The 24,672-nt window shown below is 66.8% G+C and carries 23 protein-coding genes; 15 read left to right on the plus strand and 8 right to left on the minus strand.

The window, feature by feature from the left end:
• Nucleotides 1-35: 35 nt before the first annotated feature.
• Together E5675_RS06365 and E5675_RS06370 are read left to right on the plus strand one after the other, a co-directional pair.
• The gene (locus tag E5675_RS06365) at nucleotides 36-2,051 is read left to right on the plus strand and encodes a GMC family oxidoreductase N-terminal domain-containing protein (protein ID WP_136173774.1); all 2,016 of its coding nucleotides are present in this window, start codon (nucleotides 36-38) and stop codon (nucleotides 2,049-2,051) included.
• A gap of 100 nt (nucleotides 2,052-2,151) precedes the next feature.
• Entirely contained in the window at nucleotides 2,152-2,877 is a 726-nt protein-coding gene (locus E5675_RS06370; protein ID WP_348769824.1) for a rhodanese-related sulfurtransferase, read from the plus strand.
• A 143-nt stretch (nucleotides 2,878-3,020) separates the two neighbouring features.
• Here E5675_RS06370 and E5675_RS06375 read toward each other — a convergent pair whose 3' ends face one another.
• Nucleotides 3,021-3,647 (minus strand): class I SAM-dependent methyltransferase, encoded by a 627-nt coding sequence (locus E5675_RS06375; RefSeq protein WP_136173776.1) that lies wholly within the window; start codon nucleotides 3,645-3,647, stop codon nucleotides 3,021-3,023.
• A 92-nt stretch (nucleotides 3,648-3,739) separates the two neighbouring features.
• Here E5675_RS06375 and trxB point away from each other — a divergent pair, with 92 nt between their 5' ends.
• Nucleotides 3,740-4,705, plus strand: coding sequence for a thioredoxin-disulfide reductase (gene trxB, locus E5675_RS06380; protein ID WP_136173777.1), 966 nt, complete (start codon nucleotides 3,740-3,742; stop codon nucleotides 4,703-4,705).
• On the opposite strand, the gene E5675_RS06385 is transcribed toward trxB, so the two are convergent.
• Genes E5675_RS06385 through E5675_RS06400 form a run of 4 tightly spaced genes read right to left on the minus strand, consistent with a single transcriptional unit; the run spans nucleotide 4,702 to nucleotide 7,457 of the window.
• Nucleotides 4,702-5,523 carry a hydrolase 1, exosortase A system-associated gene (locus tag E5675_RS06385; RefSeq protein WP_136173778.1) on the minus strand — a complete coding sequence of 274 codons (822 nt, stop codon included), beginning with the start codon at nucleotides 5,521-5,523 and terminating at the stop codon, nucleotides 4,702-4,704. The two genes, trxB and E5675_RS06385, sit on opposite strands and share 4 nt — an antisense overlap.
• Entirely contained in the window at nucleotides 5,508-6,176 is a 669-nt protein-coding gene (locus E5675_RS06390) for a hypothetical protein (RefSeq protein ID WP_136173779.1), read from the minus strand. The genes E5675_RS06385 and E5675_RS06390 overlap by 16 nt, the downstream gene beginning before the upstream one ends.
• A 16-nt stretch (nucleotides 6,177-6,192) precedes the next feature.
• The gene (locus tag E5675_RS06395; protein ID WP_247594803.1) at nucleotides 6,193-6,471 is read right to left on the minus strand and encodes a phosphopantetheine-binding protein; all 279 of its coding nucleotides are present in this window, start codon (nucleotides 6,469-6,471) and stop codon (nucleotides 6,193-6,195) included.
• Nucleotides 6,468-7,457, minus strand: coding sequence for a GNAT family N-acetyltransferase (locus E5675_RS06400; protein ID WP_136173781.1), 990 nt, complete (start codon nucleotides 7,455-7,457; stop codon nucleotides 6,468-6,470). Before E5675_RS06400 ends, E5675_RS06395 begins: the two co-directional genes overlap by 4 nt.
• Nucleotides 7,458-7,492: 35 nt before the next feature.
• Here E5675_RS06400 and E5675_RS06405 point away from each other — a divergent pair, with 35 nt between their 5' ends.
• The 12 genes from E5675_RS06405 (at nucleotide 7,493) to E5675_RS06460 (ending at nucleotide 23,237) form a co-directional block, all read left to right on the plus strand.
• Nucleotides 7,493-9,025 (plus strand): acyl-CoA ligase (AMP-forming), exosortase A system-associated, encoded by a 1,533-nt coding sequence (locus E5675_RS06405; RefSeq protein ID WP_136173782.1) that lies wholly within the window; start codon nucleotides 7,493-7,495, stop codon nucleotides 9,023-9,025.
• Nucleotides 9,022-10,251, plus strand: a complete 1,230-nt coding sequence (locus E5675_RS06410) for a pyridoxal-dependent decarboxylase, exosortase A system-associated (RefSeq protein ID WP_136173783.1) — start codon at nucleotides 9,022-9,024, stop codon at nucleotides 10,249-10,251. The genes E5675_RS06405 and E5675_RS06410 overlap by 4 nt, the downstream gene beginning before the upstream one ends.
• 171 nt (nucleotides 10,252-10,422) lie before the next feature.
• Nucleotides 10,423-11,076, plus strand: a complete 654-nt coding sequence (locus E5675_RS06415; protein WP_136173784.1) for an XrtA/PEP-CTERM system exopolysaccharide export protein — start codon at nucleotides 10,423-10,425, stop codon at nucleotides 11,074-11,076.
• 48 nt (nucleotides 11,077-11,124) lie between these two features.
• Nucleotides 11,125-12,651, plus strand: coding sequence for an XrtA system polysaccharide chain length determinant (locus tag E5675_RS06420; protein WP_136173785.1), 1,527 nt, complete (start codon nucleotides 11,125-11,127; stop codon nucleotides 12,649-12,651).
• A gap of 14 nt (nucleotides 12,652-12,665) precedes the next feature.
• Nucleotides 12,666-13,691, plus strand: a complete 1,026-nt coding sequence (locus tag E5675_RS06425; protein WP_136173786.1) for a P-loop NTPase — start codon at nucleotides 12,666-12,668, stop codon at nucleotides 13,689-13,691.
• Nucleotides 13,691-15,400, plus strand: a complete 1,710-nt coding sequence (locus tag E5675_RS06430) for a hypothetical protein (protein WP_136173787.1) — start codon at nucleotides 13,691-13,693, stop codon at nucleotides 15,398-15,400. Before E5675_RS06425 ends, E5675_RS06430 begins: the two co-directional genes overlap by 1 nt.
• 23 nt (nucleotides 15,401-15,423) lie before the next feature.
• Complete coding sequence (locus E5675_RS06435) at nucleotides 15,424-16,680, plus strand: XrtA/PEP-CTERM system-associated ATPase (RefSeq protein WP_136173788.1); 1,257 nt, start codon at nucleotides 15,424-15,426, stop codon at nucleotides 16,678-16,680.
• 45 nt (nucleotides 16,681-16,725) lie between these two features.
• Nucleotides 16,726-17,586: an XrtA system polysaccharide deacetylase gene (locus E5675_RS06440; protein WP_136173789.1), complete on the plus strand. Its 861-nt coding sequence runs from the start codon at nucleotides 16,726-16,728 to the stop codon at nucleotides 17,584-17,586.
• Nucleotides 17,568-18,650: a FemAB family XrtA/PEP-CTERM system-associated protein gene (locus E5675_RS06445; RefSeq protein WP_247594804.1), complete on the plus strand. Its 1,083-nt coding sequence runs from the start codon at nucleotides 17,568-17,570 to the stop codon at nucleotides 18,648-18,650. Before E5675_RS06440 ends, E5675_RS06445 begins: the two co-directional genes overlap by 19 nt.
• Nucleotides 18,650-19,855, plus strand: a complete 1,206-nt coding sequence (locus tag E5675_RS06450) for a TIGR03087 family PEP-CTERM/XrtA system glycosyltransferase (protein ID WP_136173791.1) — start codon at nucleotides 18,650-18,652, stop codon at nucleotides 19,853-19,855. The genes E5675_RS06445 and E5675_RS06450 overlap by 1 nt, the downstream gene beginning before the upstream one ends.
• Nucleotides 19,852-21,330 carry an exosortase A gene (gene xrtA, locus E5675_RS06455; protein WP_136173792.1) on the plus strand — a complete coding sequence of 493 codons (1,479 nt, stop codon included), beginning with the start codon at nucleotides 19,852-19,854 and terminating at the stop codon, nucleotides 21,328-21,330. The genes E5675_RS06450 and xrtA overlap by 4 nt, the downstream gene beginning before the upstream one ends.
• Before the next feature lie 11 nt (nucleotides 21,331-21,341).
• Nucleotides 21,342-23,237 carry an XrtA/PEP-CTERM system amidotransferase gene (locus tag E5675_RS06460; protein WP_136173793.1) on the plus strand — a complete coding sequence of 632 codons (1,896 nt, stop codon included), beginning with the start codon at nucleotides 21,342-21,344 and terminating at the stop codon, nucleotides 23,235-23,237.
• Nucleotides 23,238-23,413: 176 nt separating this feature from the next.
• On the opposite strand, the gene rplI is transcribed toward E5675_RS06460, so the two are convergent.
• The 3 genes from rplI to rpsF are packed head-to-tail and all read right to left on the minus strand — an operon-like array spanning nucleotide 23,414 to nucleotide 24,661.
• The gene (gene rplI / locus E5675_RS06465; RefSeq protein WP_136173794.1) at nucleotides 23,414-24,046 is read right to left on the minus strand and encodes a 50S ribosomal protein L9; all 633 of its coding nucleotides are present in this window, start codon (nucleotides 24,044-24,046) and stop codon (nucleotides 23,414-23,416) included.
• Nucleotides 24,047-24,059: 13 nt separating this feature from the next.
• Nucleotides 24,060-24,284, minus strand: coding sequence for a 30S ribosomal protein S18 (gene rpsR / locus E5675_RS06470; RefSeq protein WP_037554562.1), 225 nt, complete (start codon nucleotides 24,282-24,284; stop codon nucleotides 24,060-24,062).
• Between the two features lie 11 nt (nucleotides 24,285-24,295).
• Entirely contained in the window at nucleotides 24,296-24,661 is a 366-nt protein-coding gene (gene rpsF, locus E5675_RS06475) for a 30S ribosomal protein S6 (RefSeq protein ID WP_037554563.1), read from the minus strand.
• Between the last annotated feature and the right edge of the window lie 11 nt (nucleotides 24,662-24,672).

The raw sequence follows: 24,672 nt of genomic DNA on the forward strand, positions 1-24,672 counted from the left end.
GCATTTTGCGGCAGAGGGCAATTGGGGGCAGGGCGATGACGGCACCGTTTAATTTCGGGCAGCTCAAATTTCTGAAGGCGCTGACCGAGGCGCTGTTTCACGAGGCCGAGATGGCGATTTCGGCCGATCAGGTCGTCGCCAATGTCTGCGACCTGTTCCAAAAGGTCGGCGGCACCAAGCTGGATGAAATCCGGCTTTCGCTGACCGCGACCGAAATTGTGCTCGGCGGGCCCTTTTTCACCGAGAATGATGTCGCGGACCGTGTGGAGCGGCTGACCGATCGCCTCAAGAACAGCCAGATCGATCTGTTTCAGGACATGGCGCGGCTGCGCGGCATCATCTACGCCTGCTATTACGGCCATTGGCAGCCGGGGCTGGAACCCGGCGATCAGGGTGCCAATGCCGCCAATCCGGTGCATCGGCAGATCGGCTTCACGCTTCCCGCCTTTCGCCAGCGCGGCGGCTACGACGTGCCGCTGACCCCGATCGGCGGCCGCGAAATCGATCCCGCGCATATCCTCGACGCCGACAGCGTCGAACAGGAATATGACGTTGTCGTCATCGGCTCGGGCGCGGGTGGCGGCGTCGCCGCGCGCAATATCGCGGCGCAAGGTTACAAGGTGCTGATCGTCGAGGCGGGACCCTTCTATCCCAGCCACGCGATCACCCATCACGAACTCGACATGATCGCGCGGCTCTACAAGCATGGCGCGCTGCAAACCTCGACCAACCGCGATTTCGTCGTGTTTCAGGGCCGCTGCGTCGGCGGTTCGTCGACGATCAACAACGGGATTTGCCTGCGCGTCAACGAAGCGGGGCGGACGCACCCCGACGCGCCCGACGTGCTCGCCAAATGGGCGAGCATCGGCGCGCCGATCGACGCCGCCGCCTTTCACGCCAGCTATGACGCGGTGCAGGCCCGGCTCGGCATCGCGCCGATCGAACCGCGCAGCGGGCGCCACAACGGACCGCATCTGATCGAGGGGTGGCAGGCCTATGCGGCCGGATCGAGCAACCCGCGCGATCAGCGCGCCGTTACCGACTGGTTTGCCAAGAATTTCGGCCCGCCGAATACGGCCAGTGCCTGCGCTTATTGCGGCTATTGCAATTCGGGCTGCGCATATGGTCGCCGCATGGGGATCGCCCAGACCTATTTGCCCGAGGCGTGCCGCAATTTCGGGGCACGCATCCTGCCGGACACCAAGGCCGACCGGATCGTCTGGCAGACCGCCTATGACGGCCGGCGCGAGGCGGAGGCGGTGAAGCTGATCCTGCCCGACGGGTCCAAGCGGCTCGTCCGCGCGCGCGTCGGCGTCGTGGTCGCGGCGGGCACGATCGCCTCTTCGAAGCTGCTCGACCGCAGCGACATCGATCGCACCGGCTATCAGGTCTCGCTCAACGTCGCTTCGCCGGTCGTCGCGCTGATGCCCGATGGCGTCGGCGGCGATGCGTGGGACGAGGATCAGATGTCGAGCTATGTCGATTGCGGCGACTATCTGCTCGAAAGCCATTTTCAGCCGCCGATGTCGATGGCGTCGCTGATGCCCGGCTGGTTCGGCGATCATGCGAACCGCATGAAGAATTTCGGCCGCGTCCATTCGGCGGGCATCTTGTTCCCGGCCGACCGGCGCGGGCGGGTGAAGGACGGCAAGCTCGAATTCCGGCTCGACGCCAGCGACGACCTCCCGGTGCTGCGCAATGCGATGGCGACGCTGACCAAGGTGCATTTCGCCGCCGGCGCGCTCGAATGCTATCCCGCGCTCGCGAAGGGGCAGAAGGTCACGCCCGACATGGACGTCGACGCCTTTTTCCGCGATGCGATCCGCGAACAGGATGATGTGACGCTGTCGAGCAGTCATCCGCACGGCGGCAATGCGATCAACGAAAATCCCCAATATGGCATCGTCGACCTCGACTGCCGCGTCCACGAAACGACCAATGTGCTCGTCACCGACGCCAGCGTCTTTCCAAGCTGCATCCGCGTCAACGCGCAGTGGACGACGATGGCAATGGCGCAATATGCGACCGGGCGAGGCGATCCGTTTCGTTGAAGCGAACCTTCGAAGTCCGCTCGTGTCGAGCGAAGGCGAGGCACCGGGGATGACAGGCATCTCGACTTCGCTCGATGCGAGCGGGTAAGGGGGCGGCATCATGTTTCAGGTCGCCGCCCTCTACCGCTTCGCCTCGTTCGATGACCCCGCCCTGCTGCGCCAGCCGCTAGTCGATCTCTGCGCGGAACAGGGCGTCAGGGGCACTCTGCTCCTCGCGCGCGAAGGCATCAACGGCACCATCGCCGGCAGCGAAGCCGGCATCGCCGCCGTCATCGACCATATCCGCGCGCTTCCCGATTGCGCCGCGCTCGACGTCAAATATTCGACCGCCGCCGACATGCCGTTCCAGCGGATGAAGGTGCGACTGAAGAAAGAGATCGTGACGCTCAAGGTTCCCGGGCTCGATCCCGCGCGCGACGCGGCGCCGTATGTCGACCCGGCAGACTGGAACGCGCTCGTTGACGATCCGGGCACGGTGCTCATCGACACGCGCAACGCGTTCGAGGTCGGCTATGGCAGCTTCGCGGGTGCGGTCGATCCCGGAACGAAAAGCTTCGGCGACTTCCCCGGCTGGTGGCGCGCTAACGCCGACAAATTTGTCGGCAAACGCGTCGCGATGTTCTGCACCGGCGGCATTCGCTGCGAAAAATCGACCGCCTTCCTGCGCCACGAAGGCGTCGAGGACGTCGTCCATCTGAAGGGCGGCATTCTCGCCTATCTCGAACAGGTGCCCGAGGGCGACAGTCGCTGGCACGGCAGCTGCTTCGTCTTCGACGAGCGCGTTAGTGTCGGCCATGGATTGGTCGAGGTGGGGGAGAAGGAATAGGGTTGGGGCGCGGCCATTCCTGACTATCTCTCGTCATTCCCGCGAAAGCGGGAACCCAGTAGCGACGCTGGCTCTCTGGGTTCCCGCTTTCGCGGGAATGACGAAGGAAGGGAATGGCGGTTTACGGCCGATTTCGCCCGAATCTATACCAGCACGCGCGCGGTTCCATATTCGACCCAGCCGAACGGGCGCGGTGTTTTCGGCATATAGGCGGCGCCCTGCCGGTCGACGGCAAATCCCGCCATTTCATAGGCGCCGCCGATCGGGCGCGTGAGGTGGCAGTTACCGCCGATACGCCTCCAGATCGGCTCGATCCGCCGCTGCCATTTCGCGACACCCGCGTCGGGTGCGGCGCCATGCTCGAGGAACAGCGCCGTCCCGCCGGGCTTCAGCACGCGGCGGATTTCGGCGAGCACCGCCGCCTGATCGGTCACCGAACAGAGGGTGAAGGTCGTGACCACCGTGTCGAACCGCCCGCTTTCGAACGGCATCGCCTCGCCGACGCCGCTCCGGATGTCGGCGTCGATCCCGCGATCCGCCGCGGCCGCGTGGCTCATCGCGAGCAGCTCGGGCGAGGGATCGAGGCCCGAAAAGCTCTCGATCTGCCCGGGCCGGTAGAATTCCATATTGATCCCGCCGCCGCAGCCGAGTTCGAGCACATGACCGCGCGCGAGTGGCACGACCTTGCTCCGCAGCTTCATCACCTGCCCCTGCGAACAGGCGCATTTGATCAGCCGCGGCACTCCATGACGTTCCCACCAGCTTGCCATTCGCCAGTCTCCCCTTGGCGTGGAAGGTGACCCTTGCTAGCGCAGTTGGCAACACCCATCTGTGCCTGCCGCGCAGCCAATGAAAGATCGCCATGCCCGCCGTTCACCATACCAAGATGCTCATCCTCGGTTCCGGTCCCGCCGGCCTCTCGGCCGCCATCTATGCCGCGCGTGCGGGCATGATGCCGATCGTCGTGCAGGGGCTTCAGCCCGGCGGCCAGCTGACGATCACCACCGACGTCGAAAACTACCCGGGTTTCGCCGAGGTGATCCAGGGCCCGTGGCTGATGGAACAGATGACCGCGCAGGCGACGCACGTCGGCACCAGCATGATCTGGGACACGATCGTTGACGTCGACCTGTCGCGCCGCCCGTTCAAGCTGACCGGCGACGGCGGCGACGTCTATATGGCCGAAACGCTTGTCATCGCGACTGGCGCGCAGGCCAAATGGCTTGGCGTTCCGGGCGAGCAGGAACTCGGCGGCAAGGGCGTTTCGGCCTGCGCGACGTGCGACGGCTTCTTCTATCGCGGCAAGAAGGTCGTGGTGATCGGCGGCGGCAACACCGCGGTCGAGGAGGCGCTCTATCTGACTAACCATAGCGACGATGTGACGCTGATCCATCGCCGCGACAGCCTGCGCGCCGAAAAGATCCTGCAGGACCGGCTACACGCCAATCCCAAGATCAAAGTCCTGTGGAACAAGCAGGTCGATCGCTTCGTTGCGGGCGAAGGCGTGTCCGGGCTCGTCGGTGTCGACCTGATCGACACGGTAACCGGCGCGGCGAGCCACGAGCCGACCGACGGTGGTTTCGTCGCGATCGGCCACAGCCCCTCGACCGAGCTGTTCAAGGGCAAGCTGCCGCTCGACGCCGACGGCTATCTCGAAGTGACCCCGGGCACCTCGCTGACCTCGATCCCCGGCGTCTTCGCCGCGGGCGACGTCACCGACAGAATCTATCGCCAGGCGGTGACCGCCGCGGGCATGGGCTGCATGGCCGCGCTCGACGCCGAACGCTTCCTCGCCGAAGCCGAATATCACGCGATGGCGGACGCCTAGACGACCAGAGCCGCCAAAATCCGAGCCGTCAGCCAATCTCCATCCTCGCCGGCAAAGCTGTGCGATGCGCTGGCGAGACGCTCGACGCGGACCGAGCCGGGCTTTGTCTCGCCACAGCCCAGCGCCGGACCGCAACTCTCGGCAAAGGCCTGCGCGGTGCGGTCGCCGGTCGCGAGCAGGATCGTCACCGGACAGGACAGTTCGGCGAGCGCGCTTTCGAGGCGATGGGCGAGGCTGTCCGCCGCTGCCGGTCGCGGCGCTTGTTTGAGCGCCGAAAGGCCGCGGAACAATTTGCGGAAATCGATCTCGCCGCTCAGCAGTCGGAGCAGGCTCTTCGGATCCTTGAGCCGCGACAGGTAACGCGCGCGGATGGCGGAAGCGGGCGGCAGCGCGGGTTCGTCGCCGCTGGCCTCATCCGGCCCGTCGTAAGTCCACGGATTGGCGAGGATCAACGCGTCCAGCGCGAGCGGCTGGTGGAGCAGCAGCGCGCTCGCCGCGTCGCAATTGCCAAAAGCAACAACGCGCGTGACTTGGGGCGCCGCCTGCCGAAATGCGGCGATCGCGGCAGCGATGTCGGGACCGCTTCCTTCGAAGCTGCGGTTTTCGCCTTCGCTGTCGCCAATCCCCCGCCGATCGAAGCGGAACACCGGATGCCCCGCCGCCGCCACGCGCTGCGCCAGCATCGCCATGCCGCGATGCGCGCCGCTGCGGATTTCGTTGCCGCCCGACACGATCAGCAGCCCGGTGCCGCCGGGCGCCTCGTCGAACGACGCGGCGAGCGCGGCGCCTTCGCAATCGAAGCTCAACTGATGCCGCATGACGTGCTCCATGCGGCGATGTCGGACGCGATCGCCGCCGCCATCGCGGCGTCCTCGCCGGGTTCGGCGCGCAGCCAGAGCGGTGTGCCCGCGACACCCTCGGCGCCCAGCGCGACGCTGCGCAGCGGCTCGACCGGCTGCGCTTCGGCGGCACCGAGCTGGGCGATCATCGCGGGCGACAGCGCGTTGCCGGCGAGGAGCAGCGGAGCGGTTTCCGCCGCGGTCTGCAGGCTTTCGAGCGACGAGGTGAGCCCCGCCTCGCGGTCGGCGACGACCCGCGCGCGCATCAGTGTCCTGAGCAGCGAAGCGCCTCCTACGGGGGCAAGGCGCCACCATGCCGCGACGCCCGCGCGATGATCGATCAGCGCGCCGCCGCGCACCGAAGCGGCGATAACCGGGCCGTCGATGGCGGCCGCAGCCTCGGCGAGAGCGTCCTGCCAGCGCGTCAGGTCGGCCTCGACCAGGGGGACGATGCTTTCATTCTGACCCGGCAAGTCGGGCAACACCGCCGCGAACCCATGTGCCGCCAGCACGCGCATGGCGAGCACAAGCGTCCGGCGCGTGCGGTTCGCTTCCTCGAACAGCGGCGGAACGATCAGGACGGTGGCGCGCGGCGCGCCGGCGGGGTTGATACGCAGCAGATGTTCGATCATGCGCGCATCGGCTGGTTCAGCCGTTCACCTTGCGCCACGAGAAGGCGAGAAGATTGCCATAGGTTTCAAAGATTTCCCCATCGACCTCATCATCGTCGATCACGATGCCGAGCCGGTCCTCCATCTCGGTGAGCACCGTCGCGACCGCCATCGAATCGAATTCGGGCAGCTCGCCGAACAGCCCGCTGTCGTCGGTCAGCGCGGCCGCACGCGCTTCGCCGAGCCCGAGGACATCGGCGAGCAGGGCGCGAAGGGTGACATCGACGCCGGTCGCGTCAGGGGCGGGTTCGGTCACTTTTCTTTCCTCAGCAGCGAACGGGCAAATGCCTTCAACGCCGGTCCCCATGCCGCGACACGCGACGGATTGAAAGCCTCGATACGCCACAGCCGCTCGTGCCGGTTCATCCAGTCGCGCTTATACGCGTCGTTGCCGGTGCCGAAATCGACGCGTTTCACCCCATCGACCTCGATGACATAACGGAAGAGCGCCGCCGAGAGCAATGTGCCGGGCGAGGCCTTCAGGCTGTCCTCGACATGTGCGAGCTTGTGGATGAAGGCGGTGCCGTCCTCGACCGTCCAGAACTGCGCCGCGACCGGAGCTCCCTCGATTCGTGCGATTCCCATGCGAAAGGTGCCGCGCGCGCTTTCCATTTCGGCGAAGGCACGGAGCAGCGCGGGGTCGCCTTCTTCGGGCTTCCAGCTCGCGGCGTAGATTTGTTCATAGGCCGCCCAGCTTCCGGGATCGAAAGTGGTGAGCAGTTCGACCGCGACGATCCCCTTTTTCGCCTTGCGCTGCACGGTGCTGCGCAGCGCCCCGGGGCGGCTTGCCCACCAGCGATCATGGTCCAGATCGGACAGATCGAGCCAGTGGCGGTCGCCGAAGGGGTTGGCTTTCACCCACCAGCCGGCGTCGCGAAGCGCCGACGCGATGCCCGCCCGGTCTTCGTCGCGAACCGGATAGAGCGTCAACCGCGCCGCTTGGGAGCGCAGATCGCGAAACAGCGCGAGCAGCGCGGCGCGATGGTCGCTTCCGCCCGAAAAAAGCGGCCGGATCGCAAAGCTGTACCAGTTTGTCAGCCCCGCCAGATGCCCAGGTCTCTCGATGCGTAGCGGCAGTCGCGCTGCGGTGCCGTTCGCCGAACCGCGTGCATCGAGCCGGCCTTGCCCGGCAAAACCATGCGCCGCGAGCAGGTCGAACCATTCGGCCCGGTCGAAAGGCGCCGCGAAGCCCGCGGCGCGCGCCGCATCATCGTTAGCCTGATCTTCACCGTTCCCTTGCATCGTGTGGCCCTCTATCACCTCACTCCTAACAGCCGATGACCAAAGCCGAAAACCCGCCTTCGTTTCCGATCGACCATCTCGCCCTTCGCGGCGCGGCGGATGCGGCTGCGCTGCTAATCAACGATAAGGTCACGACCTTCGCCGAACTCGACGCCGGGGTCGGCCGGCTCGCCGCGTGGCTGCTCGAACAGGCGGGCGGGCCGGGCGAGCGCGTCGCGAGCTGGAGCGCGAAGACAAGGGCGGCCTGCCTGATGCCGCTCGCCGCGGCGCGCGCGGGGCTGATCCATGTGCCGGTCAACCCGCTGCTCAAGGGGCCGCAGGTCGCGCATATCCTCGCCGACAGCGGGGCGAAGCTGCTCGTCACCAATGGCGCGCGCGCCGACACGCTGGGCGATGGACGTCCCGAAGACTGCGCGCTCCAGGATCTGAAAATCGCCGAAGAGGTGGTCGATTCGGGGGGGCAGGGCCTGCCGCCCTCGATTGCCGAGCCCGACGACCTTGCCGCCATCCTCTACACCAGCGGTTCGACCGGGCGGCCGAAGGGTGTGATGCTGAGCCATGCGAACCTGTGGCTCGGCGCCGAAAGCGTCGCCTCTTATCTCAAGCTATCTCCCTACGACCGGGTGGTCGGCGTGTTGCCGCTCAGTTTCGACTATGGTCAGAATCAGTTGCTTTCGAGCTGGTATGCGGGCGCGGCGGTCGCCCCGCTCGACTATCTCACCGCGCGTGACGTCGTGAAGGCAGTCGCACGGCACGGGATCACGACGCTCGCGGGGGTGCCTCCACTCTGGGTGCAACTCGTCGAGGCCGAATGGCCGGTCGAAACGGCTGGCTTGCTCCGGCGCCTGACCAACAGCGGGGGTGCGCTGACACCGTCGCTGATCGACGCGATGCGCCGGACCTTCCCGGGCGCCGACATCTACCCGATGTACGGGCTGACCGAGGCGTTTCGTTCAACCTTTCTCGACCCCGCGCTCGTTGCCGATCATCCGACCTCGATGGGCCGCGCGATCCCGCACGCCGAAATTCTCGTCTGCCGCCCCGACGGCAGCGTCACCGCCGACGACGAGCCGGGCGAACTCGTCCATGCCGGTCCGCTGGTAGCGCAGGGCTATTGGCGCGACGAAGAACGAACCGCTCAGCGCTTCAAGCCCGCGCCCGCCGCCTCGCGCCATGGCGGCACCGCGGTCTGGTCGGGCGACACCGTCCGCCGCGACGCCGACGGCCTGCTCTATTTCGTCGGCCGCGACGATGCGATGATCAAGACCGCGGGCAATCGCGTCAGCCCGACCGAGGTCGAGGATGTCGCGATCGCGTCGGGGCTGATCTATGAAGCGGTCGCCTTCGGGGTGCCCGACGCGCGGCTCGGCGGCGCGATCGTCCTGATCGTGCGCGGCAGGGACGACGGCGCCGACGAAGAGGTGCTCGCGGCCCACCTCCGGCAGAATCTTCCCAATTTTATGCAGCCGCAGGCCATCGAATGGCGGAGTGAACTGCCGCGCAATCCGAACGGCAAGCTCGATCGCGTCGCAATCGCTGCGGGCTGGACGCAAGGAGAGTTGGCATGAAACCGCACGGTCCGGTTCCGCCCGGCTTCAAGGCCGATGCCGGCGGCATGTTGCTGATCGGCGGCGACCGCGCTGCGGCGCTCGCCGACGTCGCGGGCGACACGCCGCTTTTTGTCTATGATAGTGCGATGCTCGCCGCGCGCGTCGCCGAATGGCGCGCCGCGATGCCAGCCGAGGTGCAGCTTCATTATGCGATGAAGGCGAACCCCTATGCGCCGCTGCTCGCCTTCATAGCGGAGCTCGTCGATGGGTTCGACGTGGCATCGGGCGGCGAACTCAAGGCCGCACTGGCGAGCCGCATGGCGGCGGTGGACATCAGCTTCGCGGGTCCCGGCAAGCGCGACCGCGAGCTGGAGGCGGCGATCAGCGCGGGCGCGACGCTCAATCTGGAATCGGCGGGCGAAGCGGCACGCGCGCTGTCGATCGCGGACCATCGGGGTGTGACGCCAAGACTCGCGGTGCGCGTCAATCCCGACTTCGATCTCAAGGGGTCGGGGATGAAGATGGGTGGCGGCGCCAAGCCTTTCGGGGTCGATGCTGCCGAGGTTCCGACGCTCGTCCGCCGCCTGATCGATGCCGGAGCCGACTGGCGCGGCTTTCATATCTTTGCGGGATCGCAGGCGCTGGGCGCGGCCGCGATCGCCGAGACGCAGGCGCAGACCGTCGCGCTCGCCGCGCGGCTGGCGAATGAAATCGGCGTGACGCCGCCGCTCGTCAACCTCGGTGGTGGGATGGGCGTGCCCTATTTTCCTGGCGATACGGCGGTCGATGCAGCAGCGGTGGGGCATGCGCTCGGCGAAACGCTAGGCGTGCGCGACCCGGTCCTCGCGGACAGCCGTTTCGCGATGGAACTCGGCCGCTGGCTCGTCGCCGAGGCAGGGGTCTATCTGACGCGCGTCGTTGATCGCAAGGTCAGCCACGGTGAGACCTTCCTCGTCACCGACGGCGGCCTCCACCACCAGCTCGCCGCGAGCGGCAATTTCGGCACCGTGATCCGCCGCAACTATCCGATCGCGGTCGCCAATGCCTTCGGCCGCGAGCCCGCCGAAACCGTGTCGGTCGTCGGCTGCCTTTGCACCCCGCTCGACCGGCTCGGCGATCAGGTCGCGCTCCCGCGCGCCGAGGTTGGTGACCTGATCGCGATCTTTCAGGCGGGCGCCTATGGCGCGAGCGCGAGCCCGGCGGCGTTTCTGGGGCAGGGGCCCGCGCGCGAAATGCTGGTCTGATGCGGCACGACCTGTTCCCAATCGGGACAGTTTGGCGCGGTCGCGGTCCAGACTTATGTCAATACTAACATTATGTTCACCCTTTTCGAGCAATGGCGGACACTGACGCAATGGCTGTCGCCGCTTAAGTTCTGACCGCGGCTCCCCCGACGGCTCGAAAGGTTGATGATTATGGCTTCGTTTCCCTCGCTCCGTATCGCGCGCGCTGCGCTCGTCTCGGGCATCGCCGCGACCGCGCTCACCGGCTGCATGGGAGCGGGAAACGCGCCGCAGCTGCCCAGCGCGAATTTCGTCGCGAACCAGGAAGGGCCGGGCGAGGAATATATCATCGGCCCGCTAGACGAGCTCCAGATCTTCGTGTGGCGCAACCCCGAACTCGGCGGCAAGGTGCAGGTGCGCCCCGACGGCCGGATCACCACGCCGCTGATCACCGACATGCCCGCGGTGGGGAAGACCCCCACGATGCTGCAGCAGGATATCAAGCTCCAGCTCAGCCAATATATCACCGATCCGATCGTCAGCGTGATCGTCACCAGCTTCAACAGCACCTTCTCGCAGCAGGTGCGGATCGTCGGCGCGACCGAGAAACCCGCCTCGATTCCGTTCCGCGCCAACATGACCGTGCTCGACGCGATGATTGCAGTCGGCGGCCTGGGCGAATATGCCGCTGGGAACAAGGCGCGACTCGTCCGTTTCGACAAGGGCAGTGGGAAGCAGCAGGAATTTGCCCTGCGGCTTAATGACCTGATCAAGCGCGGCGATATCAAGGCGAACGTGCGGCTCCAGCCGGGCGATGTGATCATCATCCCCGAAAGCATGTTCTGATATCGACCGGCGGCCACTCACCCATCTCCCAAGGATAGATTTCGAGCGATGAACAGCCTCTACGACGAATTCCGGGTGGCAGTGCACAGCGTCTGGACACGCCGCTGGCTCGTGCTGGCGGTCGCCTGGGGCATCTGCATCCTCGGCTGGCTCGCCATCGCGTCGATCCCAAACCGTTATGACAGCCGCGCGCGCCTGCTCGTCGAGATCAACCAGATTCTGCCCGACGAGGCGCAGGGGGGGCGGGGGCCGCGCATCGACCAGATCCGCGAGACGCTGACCAGCGCGCGCAATATGGAAAAGGTCGCGGCGACAACGGGCCTGCTTCCGGCGGGCGCGAACGACCGCGAGAAGGCTGGCACGGTCGCCATGCTCCAAAAGAGTATCAAGGTCGTTCCGCAGCAGGACAATATCTTCGAAATCACCTCGAGCATTGCGGTCGGCAGCCTTTCCGACGCCGACAATGCGAAGCTCGCGTCGGGCGTGCTCGACAGCCTGATCACCGTGGTTCGCGACGATCAGCTGCGCGGCGGCCGGATGAACGCGCGCGAGAGCCTGAAATTCCTCGATTCGCAGATTGCCGATCGCGAAAAGGCGCTGCGCGAGGTCGAGGCGCGCCGCGCGGCGTTCGAGGCGCAGAATATCGGGTTGATCCCGGCCGGTGCCGGCTCGCCCGCGCAGCGCGTCGAGGCGGCGCGCGCCGAACTCAGCCAGATCGATTCGCAGCTCGTCTCGGCGCAGGCGCAGCTCGCGGCTGCGAACGGCCAGCTCGCCTCGACCCCGCAGTCGATACCCGGCGGGGGCGGCGTCGGAGGCGGCGTCGCGCGCCAGCAGCTCGCCGGTGCGCAGAACGAGCTGTCGGCGATGCGCGCACGCGGCCTGACCGATGCGCACCCCGACATGATCGCGATCAAAAGCCAGATCGCCTCGCTGAAGGCCATCGCCGACCGCGAAGGCACGGGCGGTGGCGGCGGCATCCAGAACCCCGCCTATGCCTCGCTCGCCGCGATGCGCGCCGAGCGTCAGGCGACGGTGAGCGCGTTGTCGGCGCGCAAGAGCCAGCTGATGGGCGACATTGCGAAGATCACGGCGCAGCAGATCCAGAACCCCGGCATCGCCGCCGAATATGACCGGATCAACGGCGAATATACCGCGTTCAAGGCGCAATATGACAAGCTGCTCGCGCAGCGCGAGCAGGTGCGCCTGCGCGGCGAGGTGCAGACCGAAACCGACGCGGTGAAGATCGAATTGCTCGACCCGCCATCGAAACCGACGAGCCCCGCGGCGCCCAACCGGCCGTTGTTTCTGACGCTCGTGCTGCTCGCGGGGATCGGTGGCGGCATTGGCGCCGCCTTTGGTCTCGGTCAGGTGCGGACAAGTTATGCAACCGCCGCGAAGCTCGAACGCGCGAGCGGGCTGCCGGTGATCGGCTCGATTACCGAGGTAGTGACACCCGAACGCCATGTCGAGCGGCGCAAGAAGCTGGTCTGGCTGGCCGGCGGCGGCGGTGCGCTCGTCGGCCTCTATGCCCTGCTTCTCGTCGCCGAATTTATCCAGCGCGGCATGGTTGCGTGACGGGGAACGATGACATGAACGATCAACGCAAAGTCAAACGCCCGCCCTCGCTCCTCGAACGCGCCGCCGACATGTTCGGGCTCGATCCCGCGGCCAATGCGCCGACGATCGACCTGTCGAACCTGCCGCCCGAGCCGGAAAAAAAGGCGAAGAGGGCAAAGCCTGCCGAACCCGCAGCCGAGGCACCGCAGCCCGAAATTATCGAGCCGGTCGTCGAGGCGGCGCCCGCCGTCGAACCCACCCCGGCGCCGAAGCCATCGCCGCGCAAGGATGTTGCGAAGGCTGCGCCCGCGATCGCCCCGACGCGCCAGGGGGTGATCGACCGCGAGCGGCTCGCCTCGCGCGGCATGATCGTACCCGGCACACCGGTCACCGGCATCGCCGAGGAATATCGCATCGTGAAGCGCGAGCTGATCCGCAATTTCGGCGGCGCGGGCAACCGCCCGATCCTGCCGCGCGGACACCGCGTGCTGATCGCTTCGGCGAACCCGGGCGAAGGCAAGACCTTCTCTGCGGTGAATCTCGCGCTCAGTCTCGCGGTCGAGGCCGATCACGACGTGCTGCTGATCGACGCCGATATCGCGAAGCCGAGCGTGCTCGATGCGCTGGGGCTGGAGAACGGTCCGGGCCTGATGGACGCGCTCGCCGACCCGCATCTGCCGCTTGGCGACTGCCTGATCCAGACCGACATCGCGGGGTTGAAGGTCATGCCCGCCGGCACCCAGCATATGCACGATACCGAGCTGCTCGCTTCGGCGCGCACCGAAACTCTGCTGGCGCAGCTCGAAGCGGGCGCGCCGGGTCGCATCCTGATCCTCGATTCGCCGCCGGTGCTCGCCGCGTCGCCCGCCGCCGTGCTTGCCGGGCATGTCGGTCAGACGATCATGGTCGTGCGCGCGGACGAGACGCTCGAATCCGCGCTACGCGACGCGATCGGGTTGATGGGCGCGTGCCCGCATATCCAGCTGCTCCTCAACGGCGTGAAATTCTCGCCGGGCGGCCGGCGCTTCGGCACCTATTACGGACAGGGAGGCGCGTGATGCGCTCCGCGACCATCCTGCGCCATGGCGCGGCGTTGGCGGCGCTTCTGATCGCCACGACGGCGACGGGTGCGCAGGCGCAATTTTCGGGGGATCCGGGCTCGGGCGCCGGCGAGGCGTCTTCGAGCGCGCCCGCCGCCGACACGGACCGCACGGCGGAACGCGGCGAACGGCAGCGCTCCCAGCGCCAGGTCGATGTCAGCCCCTATCTCGAGGTTGGGCAGGTGCTGACCGCCGATCTCAAGAACGGCGGCGACGTACTCACCTACACGACCGTTGCGGCCGGCATCGACGCCGCGATCGTGACGCGCCGCGTCGAACTCGCTGCGACCTTGCGTTACGAACATCAATTCGGTTGGGGCAATCAGGGCGATACCGACGTCATCAGCGGCCTCGCGCGCGGGCGGCTCGAAGTCGCGCGCGGCCTCAACCTCGAAGGCGGCGCGCTCGCGACGCGCACGCGCGCAGACGGGCAGGGCGCCGACAGCGGTCTGTTCATCGGCGACGCCAGCAATGTCGCCAACCTCTATTCGGTCTACGCCGGGCCGACGTTCGCGCGGCGGATCGGCGGGCTCGATTTCGGCGCCGGCTATCGCTTCGGCTATACCAAGGTCGATATCGACCAGCCCGCGATCCTGTCGCCCGATGTGCAGCCGCAGGATGTTTTCGACAGCTCGACCAACCATGTCGCCTGGGCCAGCCTCGGCGCGCGTCCCGGCGATCTGCCGTTCGGCTGGCAGATTTCGGGCGGTTACGAGCGCGAGGATGCGAGCCAGCTCGACCAGCGGTACGAGGGCAAATACGCCCGCGCGGACGTCACCGTGCCCATCGGCCCGACCGTGGCGCTGCTCGGCGGCGTCGGTTACGAGGATATCGAGATCGGCCAGCGCGACCCGGTGCTGGACGCGAACGGCGTTCCGGTGCGCGATGCCAACGGTCGCTTCGTCACCGATAAGTCGACCCCGCGCCGCCTGTCGTTCGACACCGATGGGCTGATCTGGGATGCCGGCGTGATGTGGCGGCCGAGCCGCCGCACGTCGCTGACCGCTCGCGTCGGCCGCCGCTATGGCGATACCATCTATACCGGCAGCTTCGCCTATCGCGCCGACCATGCGACCTCGATCCAGGTCGGCGTCTATGATGGACTGTCCAGCCTCGGTCGCGGCCTGTCGGGCGGACTTGCCGCGCTGCCGACGCAGTTCGATCCGACGCGCAACCCGATCGGCGGCAATATCAACCCGTGCGTGTTCGGCCAGCAGGGCGGTGGCTGCCTCAATAACCAGCTCGGTAATGCGACCTCGGCGCAATATCGCAGCCGCGGCGTGCAGGCGACGCTGTCATCGCGCTTCTCCGGCTGGGCTTATGGCGTCGGCCTCGGTTACGACCAGCGCAAGCTGCTCGCGCCGCAACTGTCGCCGATCGGCGGGCTTAACGGAATCAAGGACGAGAGCTATTATCTCTTCGTTTCGGCGGGCCGCCAGCTCGATGTCGATTCGGACCTCAGCCTCTCGGGCTATATCAATTATTTCGACAATGGCGCGCCGGGGGCGAGCGACGTCCAGTCGGCCGGATTGTCGGCTGCCTATTCGCGGCGCTTCTGGCGCGGCCTGACCGGGACCGCGGCGGCCAGCCTCAACGCCTTCGATCAGGAAGGTTTCAACAGCCAGCTTATCGGCTCAGCTTTGGTGGGACTGCGTTACAACTTCTGACCAGTCGAACGGGAATTCAAGCGATGTACGATCAATTCTATGGTTTCACCGGACGTCCGTTCCAGCTGACGCCTGACCCGAATTTCTATTTCGAAAGCGGCACGCACCGCAAGGCGATGTCCTACCTCGGCTATGGCCTCGCGCAGGGCGAAGGCTTCATCGTCATCACCGGCGACGTCGGCGCGGGCAAGACGACGCTCGTCGGCCATCTGATGAACACGATCGACCCGAACCGCCTGACCGCGGTCAAGCTGGTGTCGACACAGGTCGAAGGCGACGACCTGCTCCGCCTTGTCGCCGAACAGTTCGGCATCGAATGGGAAGCGCAGAGCAAGGCCGAACTGCTGCGCTCGATGGAACAATATCTGCGCGAACAGGCGCGCGCGGGTAAACGCACGCTGCTGATCGTCGACGAGGGGCAAAACCTTGCCATCTCGGCACTCGAAGAGCTGCGCATGCTCTCGAACTTCCAGCTCGGCGGCCATTCGTTGCTGCAGATATTCCTGCTCGGCCAGCCCGAATTTCGCCAGACGCTCTTCCACTCGCCGACGCTCGAACAGCTGCGCCAGCGCGTGATCGCGACGCACCATCTCGACCCGATGGAGCCCGAGGAGGTCGAACCCTATATCCTGCACCGCCTCGGCAAAGTCGGCTGGACCGGCAACCCCAGCTTCAGCCCCGACGCGTTCGAGGAAATCTTCGATTACAGCGAAGGTGTACCGCGCAAATTGAACGTCCTCGTCAGCCGGCTTCTGCTCTATGGCGCGGTTGAACAGATGAGCCGCATCACCGCGCAGAATGTGCGCTCGGTGGTCGCCGAGATCGAGGCCGATCGCGGCATCGACGCCTCGACGCTCGCTCCGCTTCCGGTCGAAGAGGTCGTCGCGGCCGCGGCGACGGCGGTCGCACCGACCCCCGCGCCCTTCGCCGCTCCGGCGGCCGCGAACGAAACGCCCGAATGGCCACAGCGCGCGGCAGCACCTGCCACGGAGGGGCCGGCGCCTTTCGCCGTGCCCGCCGAACCGGCGCAGGTCATCACGCTGACTCCGCCTGCCGCCGAAGCGACCACGCCCGACGCGACCGAAATCGCCCCGCCGGCCGCGCCGGCGATCGACCCCGAACATCTCGCGGCGCTCGAGGCGCAGGTCGCCTCGCTAGAGGCGCGGCTGGTCGAACAGGATGAAGCGCTTCGCCGCGTTCTCGACCTGCTCATCGAATGGGTCGAGCGCGATCCCGACAACGCGCCCAATCCGGCGACGTCGCGGACCTGGGCTGCCTGACACGCCGGCCGAAATCGGCTATCCCGCTGATGAAGGTGAGGGAAAATGCAGAACGGCCTGTCGGTCGATGTCGAGGACTGGTTCCAGGTCGGCGCCTTTGAGCGCACGATCGACCGTGACGACTGGCCGACGCTCGAATGCCGCGTCGAGGCGAATTGCGACGCGGTGCTGCAGATTTTTTCCGATGCCGGCGCGACCGGGACCTTCTTTACCTTGGGCTGGGTCGCCGAACGCTATCCCGCGCTGATCAAGCGCATCGTCGCGGCGGGGCACGAGCTTGCCAGCCATGGTTATGATCACAAACGCGTGTTCAACATGACCGCAGACGAATTCGCCGCCGACCTCAGGAAGACGCAGGCGATCCTCGAGAACATCGGCGGTGCCGCGGTGCGTGGCTATCGCGCGCCGAGCTTCTCGGTCGACACGCGCACCCCTTGGGCGCACGGGGTGCTCGCCGAACAAGGCTATGCCTATTCGTCGAGCGTCGCGCCCGTCGTCCACGACCATTATGGCTGGCCCGAAAGCCCACGCCACGCGTGGCGGCCGTTTTCCGACAGCGAGCTTGTCGAATGGCCGGTCACGACCGCGCGTGTTGCGGGACGCACCTTGGCGGCGGGCGGCGGCGGCTTCATGCGAATGCTGCCCTATGGCTTCACGCGCTGGGCGATCGCGCGGATGAATGCCGAGGGGCACCCCGCTATCCTCTATTTCCACCCGTGGGAAATCGATCCCGGCCAGCCGCGCGTCGCCGACGCTCCGGTCAAATCGAAAATCCGCCATTACAGCGGCTTGTCGGCGATGGCTGGCAAACTCAAGAAACTGCTCGCCGACTTCGAATGGACGCGCGCCGATGCCTTGCTTCCCGCCCAGCAGCAACGCGCACAGCCGTGGCGCGCCGCGGCGTGAACGCGCCGGTGCTTGCCGCGAACGACAGCTTTTCGGGCGCGCCGCTATCCGACGCGGGCGAATGGGACGCCTATGTCGCCGCGCACCCGGAGGCGACCCCCTTCCACAGCCGCGCGTGGTGCGAGGCGATCACCAAGGCGACCGGGCATCGCTGCCACCTCGTCACAGCGCGCGACGCGGCGGGCGCGCTGACGGGCATATTGCCGCTCCACCATATCCGCTCGCCGCTCTTTGGACAGGCGCTCGTCGGTAGCGGCTTCGCGGTCGGCGGCGGCATATTGGCCGACGATCCCGCCGTCGCCGCGACGCTGGCGCAAGGCGCGGCGGCGATGGCGGCATCGCTCGGCGTGCCGTCGGTCGAACTGCGCGGCGGCGCGCAGCCCGAAGGCGAGAGCTGGAGGCGGGAAGAGGGCATTTATGCGGGCTTCGCGCGCGACCTTGCGGCCGACGACGGCGCCGAACTCCTCGCCATCCCGCGCAAGCAGCGCGCCGAGGTTCGCAAAGTGCTTGAAAGCGGGCTGACGGTCACCACGGGAAGCGACGCCGCCGAACGTTGCGACCACTACCGCATTTATGCGACCAGTGTTCGTAACCTCGGAACGCCGGTCTTTCCAAAGGCACTGTTCGACGCCGTGCTCGATGCGTTCGGCGGCGAGGCGGATATCCTGACGGTGCGCGAGGGCGGTCGCCCCGTCGCGAGTGTGCTCAGTCTCTACTGGCGCGGCACCGTCATGCCCTATTGGGGCGGCGGGACCGCCGACGCGCGGCGGTTGCGCGCCAACGAACTCATGTATTTCGCGCTGATGCGCCATGCGCGCGAACGGGGCTGCACGCGCTTCGATTTCGGCCGCTCGAAACTCGGCACGGGCCCCTTCGCCTATAAGAAGAATTGGGGCTTCGAACCGCAGCCGCTCGTCTACGCGCGCTGGCTCGCGCCGGGAGAGGCGCCGCGCGATACCAATCCGAACAGCACCCGGTATCGGCTGCAGGTCGACCTCTGGAAGAAGCTGCCGCTATGGGCGGCGAACCGGATCGGCCCACTGATTGCGCGCGGGCTCGGCTAGTGGCGGAAATCCTGTTTCTTGCTCACCGCGCGCCCTGGCCCCCGGACCGCGGCGACCGGATCCGCAGCTGGCATATGTTCGAGGCGCTGGCAAAGCTCGCGCCGGTGCATGTGGCGGCGCTCGCCGACAACGAAGCAGAGGCCGCGCGCGCGCGCGAAAAAATGGCGCCGCTTTGCAAGAGCCTGGCGATCGAAGTGCGCAAGGCATCGCGCCCGATCGCGCTCGCGCAGGCCGTCCTGACCGGCGCACCGGTGTCGAACCGCCTGTTCCGCAGCGCCGCGCTCGCCCGCCATATCGACGCGCTGATCGGGCAGGGCGGCATCAGCCATATCGTCGCTTTCTCGGGCCAGATGGCGCAATATCTCCCCGCTCGTTTCGACGGGCCGGTGTTGATGGATTTCGTCGACGTCGATTCCGCGAAATTCGCGACCTATGCGGAGCAGGACAGGCGCCAGCCGCTCCATTGGGTGCATCAGCGCGAGGCGCGCGTGCTCGCCGCCTATGAGGCGGACATCGCGCGCCGCGCCGATGCGAGCCTGTTCGTCAGCGAAGCGGAGGCGGCGCTGTTCCGTAGCCGAAGCGGCCTCGGCGACGACAAGGTGCGCGCGGTGGGGAATGGTATCGACACCAAACACTTCGATCCGGCCGTCCCGTTGGAAACGATCGGGGCGGGGGAGGGGCCGCTCGCGGTCTTCACCGGCCAGATGGATTACCGGCCCAATATCGATGCGGTCCGCTGGTTCGCGAACGATATTCTGCCGCTGGTCCGCAAGCGCCAGCCGCAAGCCCGCTTCGCGATCGTCGGCCGCGCACCGACCGAGGAGGTTCGTGCGCTCGAAGCATTGCCCGGCGTGATCGTGACCGGCGAGGTGCCCGATGTGCGCCCGTGGCTCGTCGCCGCCGGTGCCGTGGTCGCGCCGCTGCTGCTCGCGCGCGGGGTGCAGAACAAGCTGCTCGAAGCGATGGCGATGGCGCGCCCCGTGGTCGCGAGCGCCGCCGCCGCGACGGGGATCGACGCGATGCCGGGCGAGCATCTGTTCGTCGCCGACGGAGCGGAGGCGATGGCGGTCGCCGTTTGTACGCTTTTCGGCGACCGCGCCGCCGCGGCCGCAATGGGGCAGGCGGCGCGCGCGCGGATGGTCGCGCGTTACGGATGGGACGCGCGCATGGCGCCGCTCGGCGACCTTCTGGGCCTGCCCGCATGACGCTCTGGCAGCGCCATCTCGCCGCGCTCGGTCTGCTCGCGGCGGTCATCCTCGCGCTCTTCTGGCGCGATGTCGCAGACATGGCGGGCATCTGGTGGCATAGCTCGACCTTCACCCATTGCCTGCTGATGGTGCCGATGATCGGCTGGCTGGTGTCGCAGCGCGTATCGCTGCTCCGCCCGCTCACGCCCGCCTTCTGGTGGCCCGCGCTTATCTGGATGGCGGGCGCGGGGCTGGTGTGGCTGGTCGGTGAAGCGGCGGGGGTCGGCCTGTTCCGGCAGCTCGGCCTCGTCCTGATGCTGCAGGGGGCGGTGGGCGCGGCGCTCGGCGAAAAGCTCGTGCGCGGATTGCTGTTCCCGCTCGGCTATGCGCTGCTGCTCGTGCCCTTCGGCGAGGAACTGGTGCCGCTGCTCCAGACCTTCACCGCGCACATCAGCGTCGTCTTGCTCCACCTCTCGGGCATCGCCGCCGAAATGCAGGGCGTGTTCATCACGACGAAGGCTGGTTTCTTCGAGGTCGCCGAGGAATGTTCGGGGGTCAATTTCCTGATCGCGATGCTCGCCTATTCGGTGTTCGCGGCGCATCTCTGTTTCAAAAGCTGGACGCGGCGGATCGTCTTCGTCGCGGCGGCGCTTGCGACAACGATCCTCGCCAACGCGCTGCGTGCTTATGGCACGATGGTCGCTGCCGAAATCTGGGGGATCGAGGCGGCGGGCGGCATCGACCATATTTTCTACGGCTGGATTTTTTTCGGGCTCGTCATCCTGCTCGTCATGCTCGTGGCGCTGCGCTGGTTCGACCGGCCGGCGAACGACCCCGCGGTTGATGTGCGCGGGCCGGACGGCGTGCCGCGCTTTGCAGGGCGAGCAAAATCGGTGCTGCCCGCTGCGCTCGCGCTTCCGCTGGTCTTCGCCGGGTGGGGGATGCTGATTGGCGATCGCAGTGCGCCGCTGCCCGCGACCATGGAAATCATCGCGCCGCCGGGCTGGAGCGAGGTCATCCTCGAGCGCCCGATATGGTCGCCGCGCTTCGATGGCTCCGACCAGATTCGGATCGTGCATTTCGTCGACGGCGCCGGGCGGCAGGTGACGGTCGCGATCGGCGGCTATGAGCGCCAGGCCGAGGGACGCGAGGTCGTCGCTTTCGGGCAGGGCGCCATCGACCTCGACAGCAAATGGGCGTGGAGCGCGGCGCTCCCCGCAGTCGAGGGTGCGAAGACCGAGCGCCTGCTCCACCCCGGCCCGGTGCTGCGCGATGCGGCCACCTGGTACGTTGTCGACGGCCGTGTGACGGGCGATCCGCGCCGCGCCAAGCTCGCGGGGCTTCGCGCGCGGCTGCTCGGCGGCGACCCGCGCGCGCTCTCCTTGATCATATCGAGCGAGGATCGGCAGGGCGGCCTGAATGCGATCACCGATTTCCTTTCCGCGTCGGGCGGAGTCGAGGCAATGGCTGACCGCGCGCTGAAACTGCGCTAAGCGATCGGTATATGTGCGGCATCGCGGGCATCTATCATCTCGAAACCGCGAAGCCGGTCGACCCGGCCCGCCTGCGCGCGATGCTCCAGCCGATGCAGCATCGCGGCCCCGACGGATCGGGCGAGTGGACCGCGCCCGGCGTCGGTCTGGCGCATCTTCGCCTGTCGATCATCGACATCGAGGGCAGCCCGCAGCCGATGGCGAGCGACGACGAAGCCGTCACGCTCACCTTTAACGGCGAAATCTACAACTTCCGCGAACTGCGCGCTGAGCTCGAGGATCGCGGCCACCGTTTTCGCACCAGCGGCGATACCGAAGTCATCATCGCGGCGTGGCGCCAATGGGGGCCGGACTGTCTGTCGCGGTTCAACGGCATGTTTGCCTTCGCGATCCACGATCACCAGCGCGGCTGCCTGTTACTCGCGCGCGACCGGCTGGGGGTAAAGCCGCTTCATTATGTCCGCCTATCCGATGGGTCGGTGGCCTTCGCGTCCGAACTCAAGGGGCTGCTTCGCAATCCGTTGCTGCGGCAGGAAGCCAATATCACCGCGATCGAGGATTTCCTCGCTTTCGGCTATGTCCCCGACGACAATTGCATCGTCGCCGGCGTCGAGAAGCTGCCCGCCGGCCATTATCTGATGCTCGAACGCGGCAAGCCGGTGCCGGCGCCGACGCGCTGGTGGGCGCCCGATTTTTCGAAGCGCATCCGGGCATCCGAAGGCGAGGCGGCCGAGCATCTCGTCCACCTGATGCGCGCCGCTGTGACCGACCGCATGGTTGCCGACGTGCCGCTCGGCGCCTTCCTGTCGGGCGGGGTCGATTCGAGCGCGGTCGTCGCGCTGATGGCGGAGGCGAGCGCGAAAGCGGTCAAGACCTGCACGATCGGCTTCGACCAGGCGGCGCTCGACGAAACGGCCTATGCCCAGCAGATCGCCGAGCGTTTCGCGACCGATCACCGCACGCGCACCGTGTCGCCGGGGGATTTCACGCTCGTCGACCGGATCGCCGACATGTTCGACGAACCCTTTGCCGATGCGAGCGCGCTGCCGACCTACCGCGTTTGCGAACTTGCGCGCGAAGAGGTGACGGTCGCGCTGTCGGGCGACGGCGCCGATGAGGCATTCGCGGGCTATCGCCGCCTGGTTTTTCAGCATCAGGAGGAGCGCCTGCGCGGGCTGATCCCCGGTTTCCTCCGCCGCGGCCTGCTCGGCCCGCTGTCGCATGTCTGGCCGCAGATGGACTGGGCGCCGCGCCCGCTGCGCGCGCGCGCGACGCTCGCCAGCCTCTCCAAAAGCGGGGCGGAGGGTTATGCCGAAGCGGTCGGCGTGACGGGGCCGGCGCAGCGCGCGAGACTCTTCAACGATGCCGCACATCACGCGCTCGGTGACCATGTCGCCGAAGCGCGCTACTGGAAAGCGATGGCGGACGCGCCCGCGCGCGAGGCGCTCGACCGCGCGCAATATGCCGACCTGATGATCTGGCTGCCCGGCGATATTTTGACCAAGACCGACCGGATGAGCATGGCGGTCAGCCTCGAGGCGCGCGAACCCTTGCTCGACTATCGTCTCGTCGAATTCGCCGCAAGCCTGCCCGCCTCGATGCGCGTCCGGCGCGGCACGGGCAAGGCGATCATGAAACAGGCGATGGAACGCTATCTGCCGCACGATATCCTTTATCGGCCAAAGATGGGGTTCGTGACGCCGGTGTCAGCGTGGTTTCGCGGCGCGCTCGCGCAGCAGGCGAAGAGTCTCGCGACCTCGTCAACGCTCGCGCGCTCGGGCTGGTTCGACATGGCCGAGATCGAGCGCATCGTCGCTGCGCACCAGTCGGGCCGCCGCGATCACGGCCGACTGATCTGGCAATATTTCATGCTCGAAAAATCGCTGGCGAAGCTGTTCGGGATTTGAACGGGAGGGCGTTTGGATGGGGAGTTGTCGTACTCCAATAACCGTCGCCCCCGCCTTCGTGGGGGCGACGGCTCGGTTCGGCCGTTATCCGCCCGCCATTCAAAAATCGCATAAGAAAAGGGCCGCGCCTCCATCGGGAAACGCGGCCCTTTCGAAAGGCTTCAGCCTGAAAAAGCTTAAGCTTCTTCTTCGGGCTCGTCGGCAGCCGGAGCTTCGTCGGCGGCGACTTCCGAAGGCGGGGTCGCGTCTTCGAACTCGTCCTCGCCGTCGGGTTCGAGCGCGGCAGCGGCGGCTTCGGCCTGTTCTTCTTCGAACATCGCGGCGATGACGTCGATGCCCTGCTTCTGCATTTCGGCTTCGTCGGGCGAGCGCGCGACGTTGACGCCGACGGTCACGACGACCTCGGGGTGCAGCTTGACCTTGACGTCGACCAGACCGAGCGACTTGATCGGACGTTCGAGCTCGACCATCGCCTTGGTGACGCCCTGGACGCCGTCTTCGGTCAGTGCCTCGACGATGTCGCGGACCGCAACCGAACCATAAAGCTGGCCGGTGTTCGACGCCTGGCGGATCAGGACGATCTGCTTGCCGTCGATGTCCTTGGCACGGCCTTCGGCGTCGGTGCGACGCTCGGCGTTGTCGGCCTCGATCTTCGAACGGTTGGCTTCGAACAGCTTCTTGTTGGCGTCGTTCGCACGGAGCGCCTTGTTGTTCGGCAGCAGATAGTTACGGGCAAAGCCGTTCTTGACGGTGACGACGTCGCCGATACCGCCCAGTTTCTCGATACGTTCGAGCAGGATGATTTCCATCGGTCCGCCCTCCTTACTTCACGATGTAGGGGAGCAGGCCGATGTGGCGCGAACGCTTGATCGCCTTCGCCAGCTCACGCTGCTTCTTGGTGGACACCGCGGTGATCCGCGACGGGACGATCTTGCCGCGCTCCGACAGGTAACCCTGGAGCAGGCGGACGTCCTTGTAATCGATGACCGGTGCGTCCTTCGCGCTGAAGGGGCAGGTCTTGCGGCGGCGGAAAAAGGGTCGTGCCATTGTGCTGTTCCTTATTCTTCGCCGTCGCGGTCACGGCCACGGCCGCCGCGGCGTTCCTGCTTGCGCATCATCACCGACGGACCCTTTTCGAGTTCGTCGACCTTGATGGTGAGCCAGCGGATGATATCTTCGTTGATCGCAGCCTGACGCTCGATCTCTGCGATCGCTTCGCCCGATACTTCGGCCGACAGCATCACATAATGACCCTTACGGTTCTTCTGGATCTTGTAGGCGAGCTGCTTGAGGCCCCAGGTCTCGGTCTTGTGGACCGTGCCCTTGAATTCGCCGATGACGTTGGTGACGGTTTCCGCCAGCGCGTCGACCTGAGCCTGGCTCAGGTCCTGACGCGCGATAAAGACATGCTCGTAAAACGGCATGGTTCGCGTCC

This window comes from Sphingopyxis sp. PAMC25046 (genome assembly GCF_004795895.1).
Classification (GTDB): domain Bacteria; phylum Pseudomonadota; class Alphaproteobacteria; order Sphingomonadales; family Sphingomonadaceae; genus Sphingopyxis.

Coding starts and splice junctions, on each gene's coding strand:
- E5675_RS06370 (WP_348769824.1), top strand. CDS start 2,152: ATGTTTCAGGTCGCCGCCCTCTACCGCTTCGCCTCGTTCGATGACCCC.
- rpsF (WP_037554563.1), bottom strand. CDS start 24,661: ATGCCGTTTTACGAGCATGTCTTTATCGCGCGTCAGGACCTGAGCCAG.
- E5675_RS06400 (WP_136173781.1), bottom strand. CDS start 7,457: ATGCAAGGGAACGGTGAAGATCAGGCTAACGATGATGCGGCGCGCGCC.
- E5675_RS06425 (WP_136173786.1), top strand. CDS start 12,666: ATGAACGATCAACGCAAAGTCAAACGCCCGCCCTCGCTCCTCGAACGC.
- E5675_RS06415 (WP_136173784.1), top strand. CDS start 10,423: ATGGCTTCGTTTCCCTCGCTCCGTATCGCGCGCGCTGCGCTCGTCTCG.
- E5675_RS06420 (WP_136173785.1), top strand. CDS start 11,125: ATGAACAGCCTCTACGACGAATTCCGGGTGGCAGTGCACAGCGTCTGG.
- rplI (WP_136173794.1), bottom strand. CDS start 24,046: ATGGAAATCATCCTGCTCGAACGTATCGAGAAACTGGGCGGTATCGGC.
- rpsR (WP_037554562.1), bottom strand. CDS start 24,284: ATGGCACGACCCTTTTTCCGCCGCCGCAAGACCTGCCCCTTCAGCGCG.
- E5675_RS06430 (WP_136173787.1), top strand. CDS start 13,691: ATGCGCTCCGCGACCATCCTGCGCCATGGCGCGGCGTTGGCGGCGCTT.
- E5675_RS06460 (WP_136173793.1), top strand. CDS start 21,342: ATGTGCGGCATCGCGGGCATCTATCATCTCGAAACCGCGAAGCCGGTC.
- E5675_RS06440 (WP_136173789.1), top strand. CDS start 16,726: ATGCAGAACGGCCTGTCGGTCGATGTCGAGGACTGGTTCCAGGTCGGC.
- trxB (WP_136173777.1), top strand. CDS start 3,740: ATGCCCGCCGTTCACCATACCAAGATGCTCATCCTCGGTTCCGGTCCC.
- E5675_RS06375 (WP_136173776.1), bottom strand. CDS start 3,647: ATGGCAAGCTGGTGGGAACGTCATGGAGTGCCGCGGCTGATCAAATGC.
- E5675_RS06390 (WP_136173779.1), bottom strand. CDS start 6,176: ATGATCGAACATCTGCTGCGTATCAACCCCGCCGGCGCGCCGCGCGCC.
- E5675_RS06405 (WP_136173782.1), top strand. CDS start 7,493: ATGACCAAAGCCGAAAACCCGCCTTCGTTTCCGATCGACCATCTCGCC.
- E5675_RS06365 (WP_136173774.1), top strand. CDS start 36: ATGACGGCACCGTTTAATTTCGGGCAGCTCAAATTTCTGAAGGCGCTG.
- E5675_RS06435 (WP_136173788.1), top strand. CDS start 15,424: ATGTACGATCAATTCTATGGTTTCACCGGACGTCCGTTCCAGCTGACG.
- E5675_RS06385 (WP_136173778.1), bottom strand. CDS start 5,523: ATGCGGCATCAGTTGAGCTTCGATTGCGAAGGCGCCGCGCTCGCCGCG.
- E5675_RS06410 (WP_136173783.1), top strand. CDS start 9,022: ATGAAACCGCACGGTCCGGTTCCGCCCGGCTTCAAGGCCGATGCCGGC.
- xrtA (WP_136173792.1), top strand. CDS start 19,852: ATGACGCTCTGGCAGCGCCATCTCGCCGCGCTCGGTCTGCTCGCGGCG.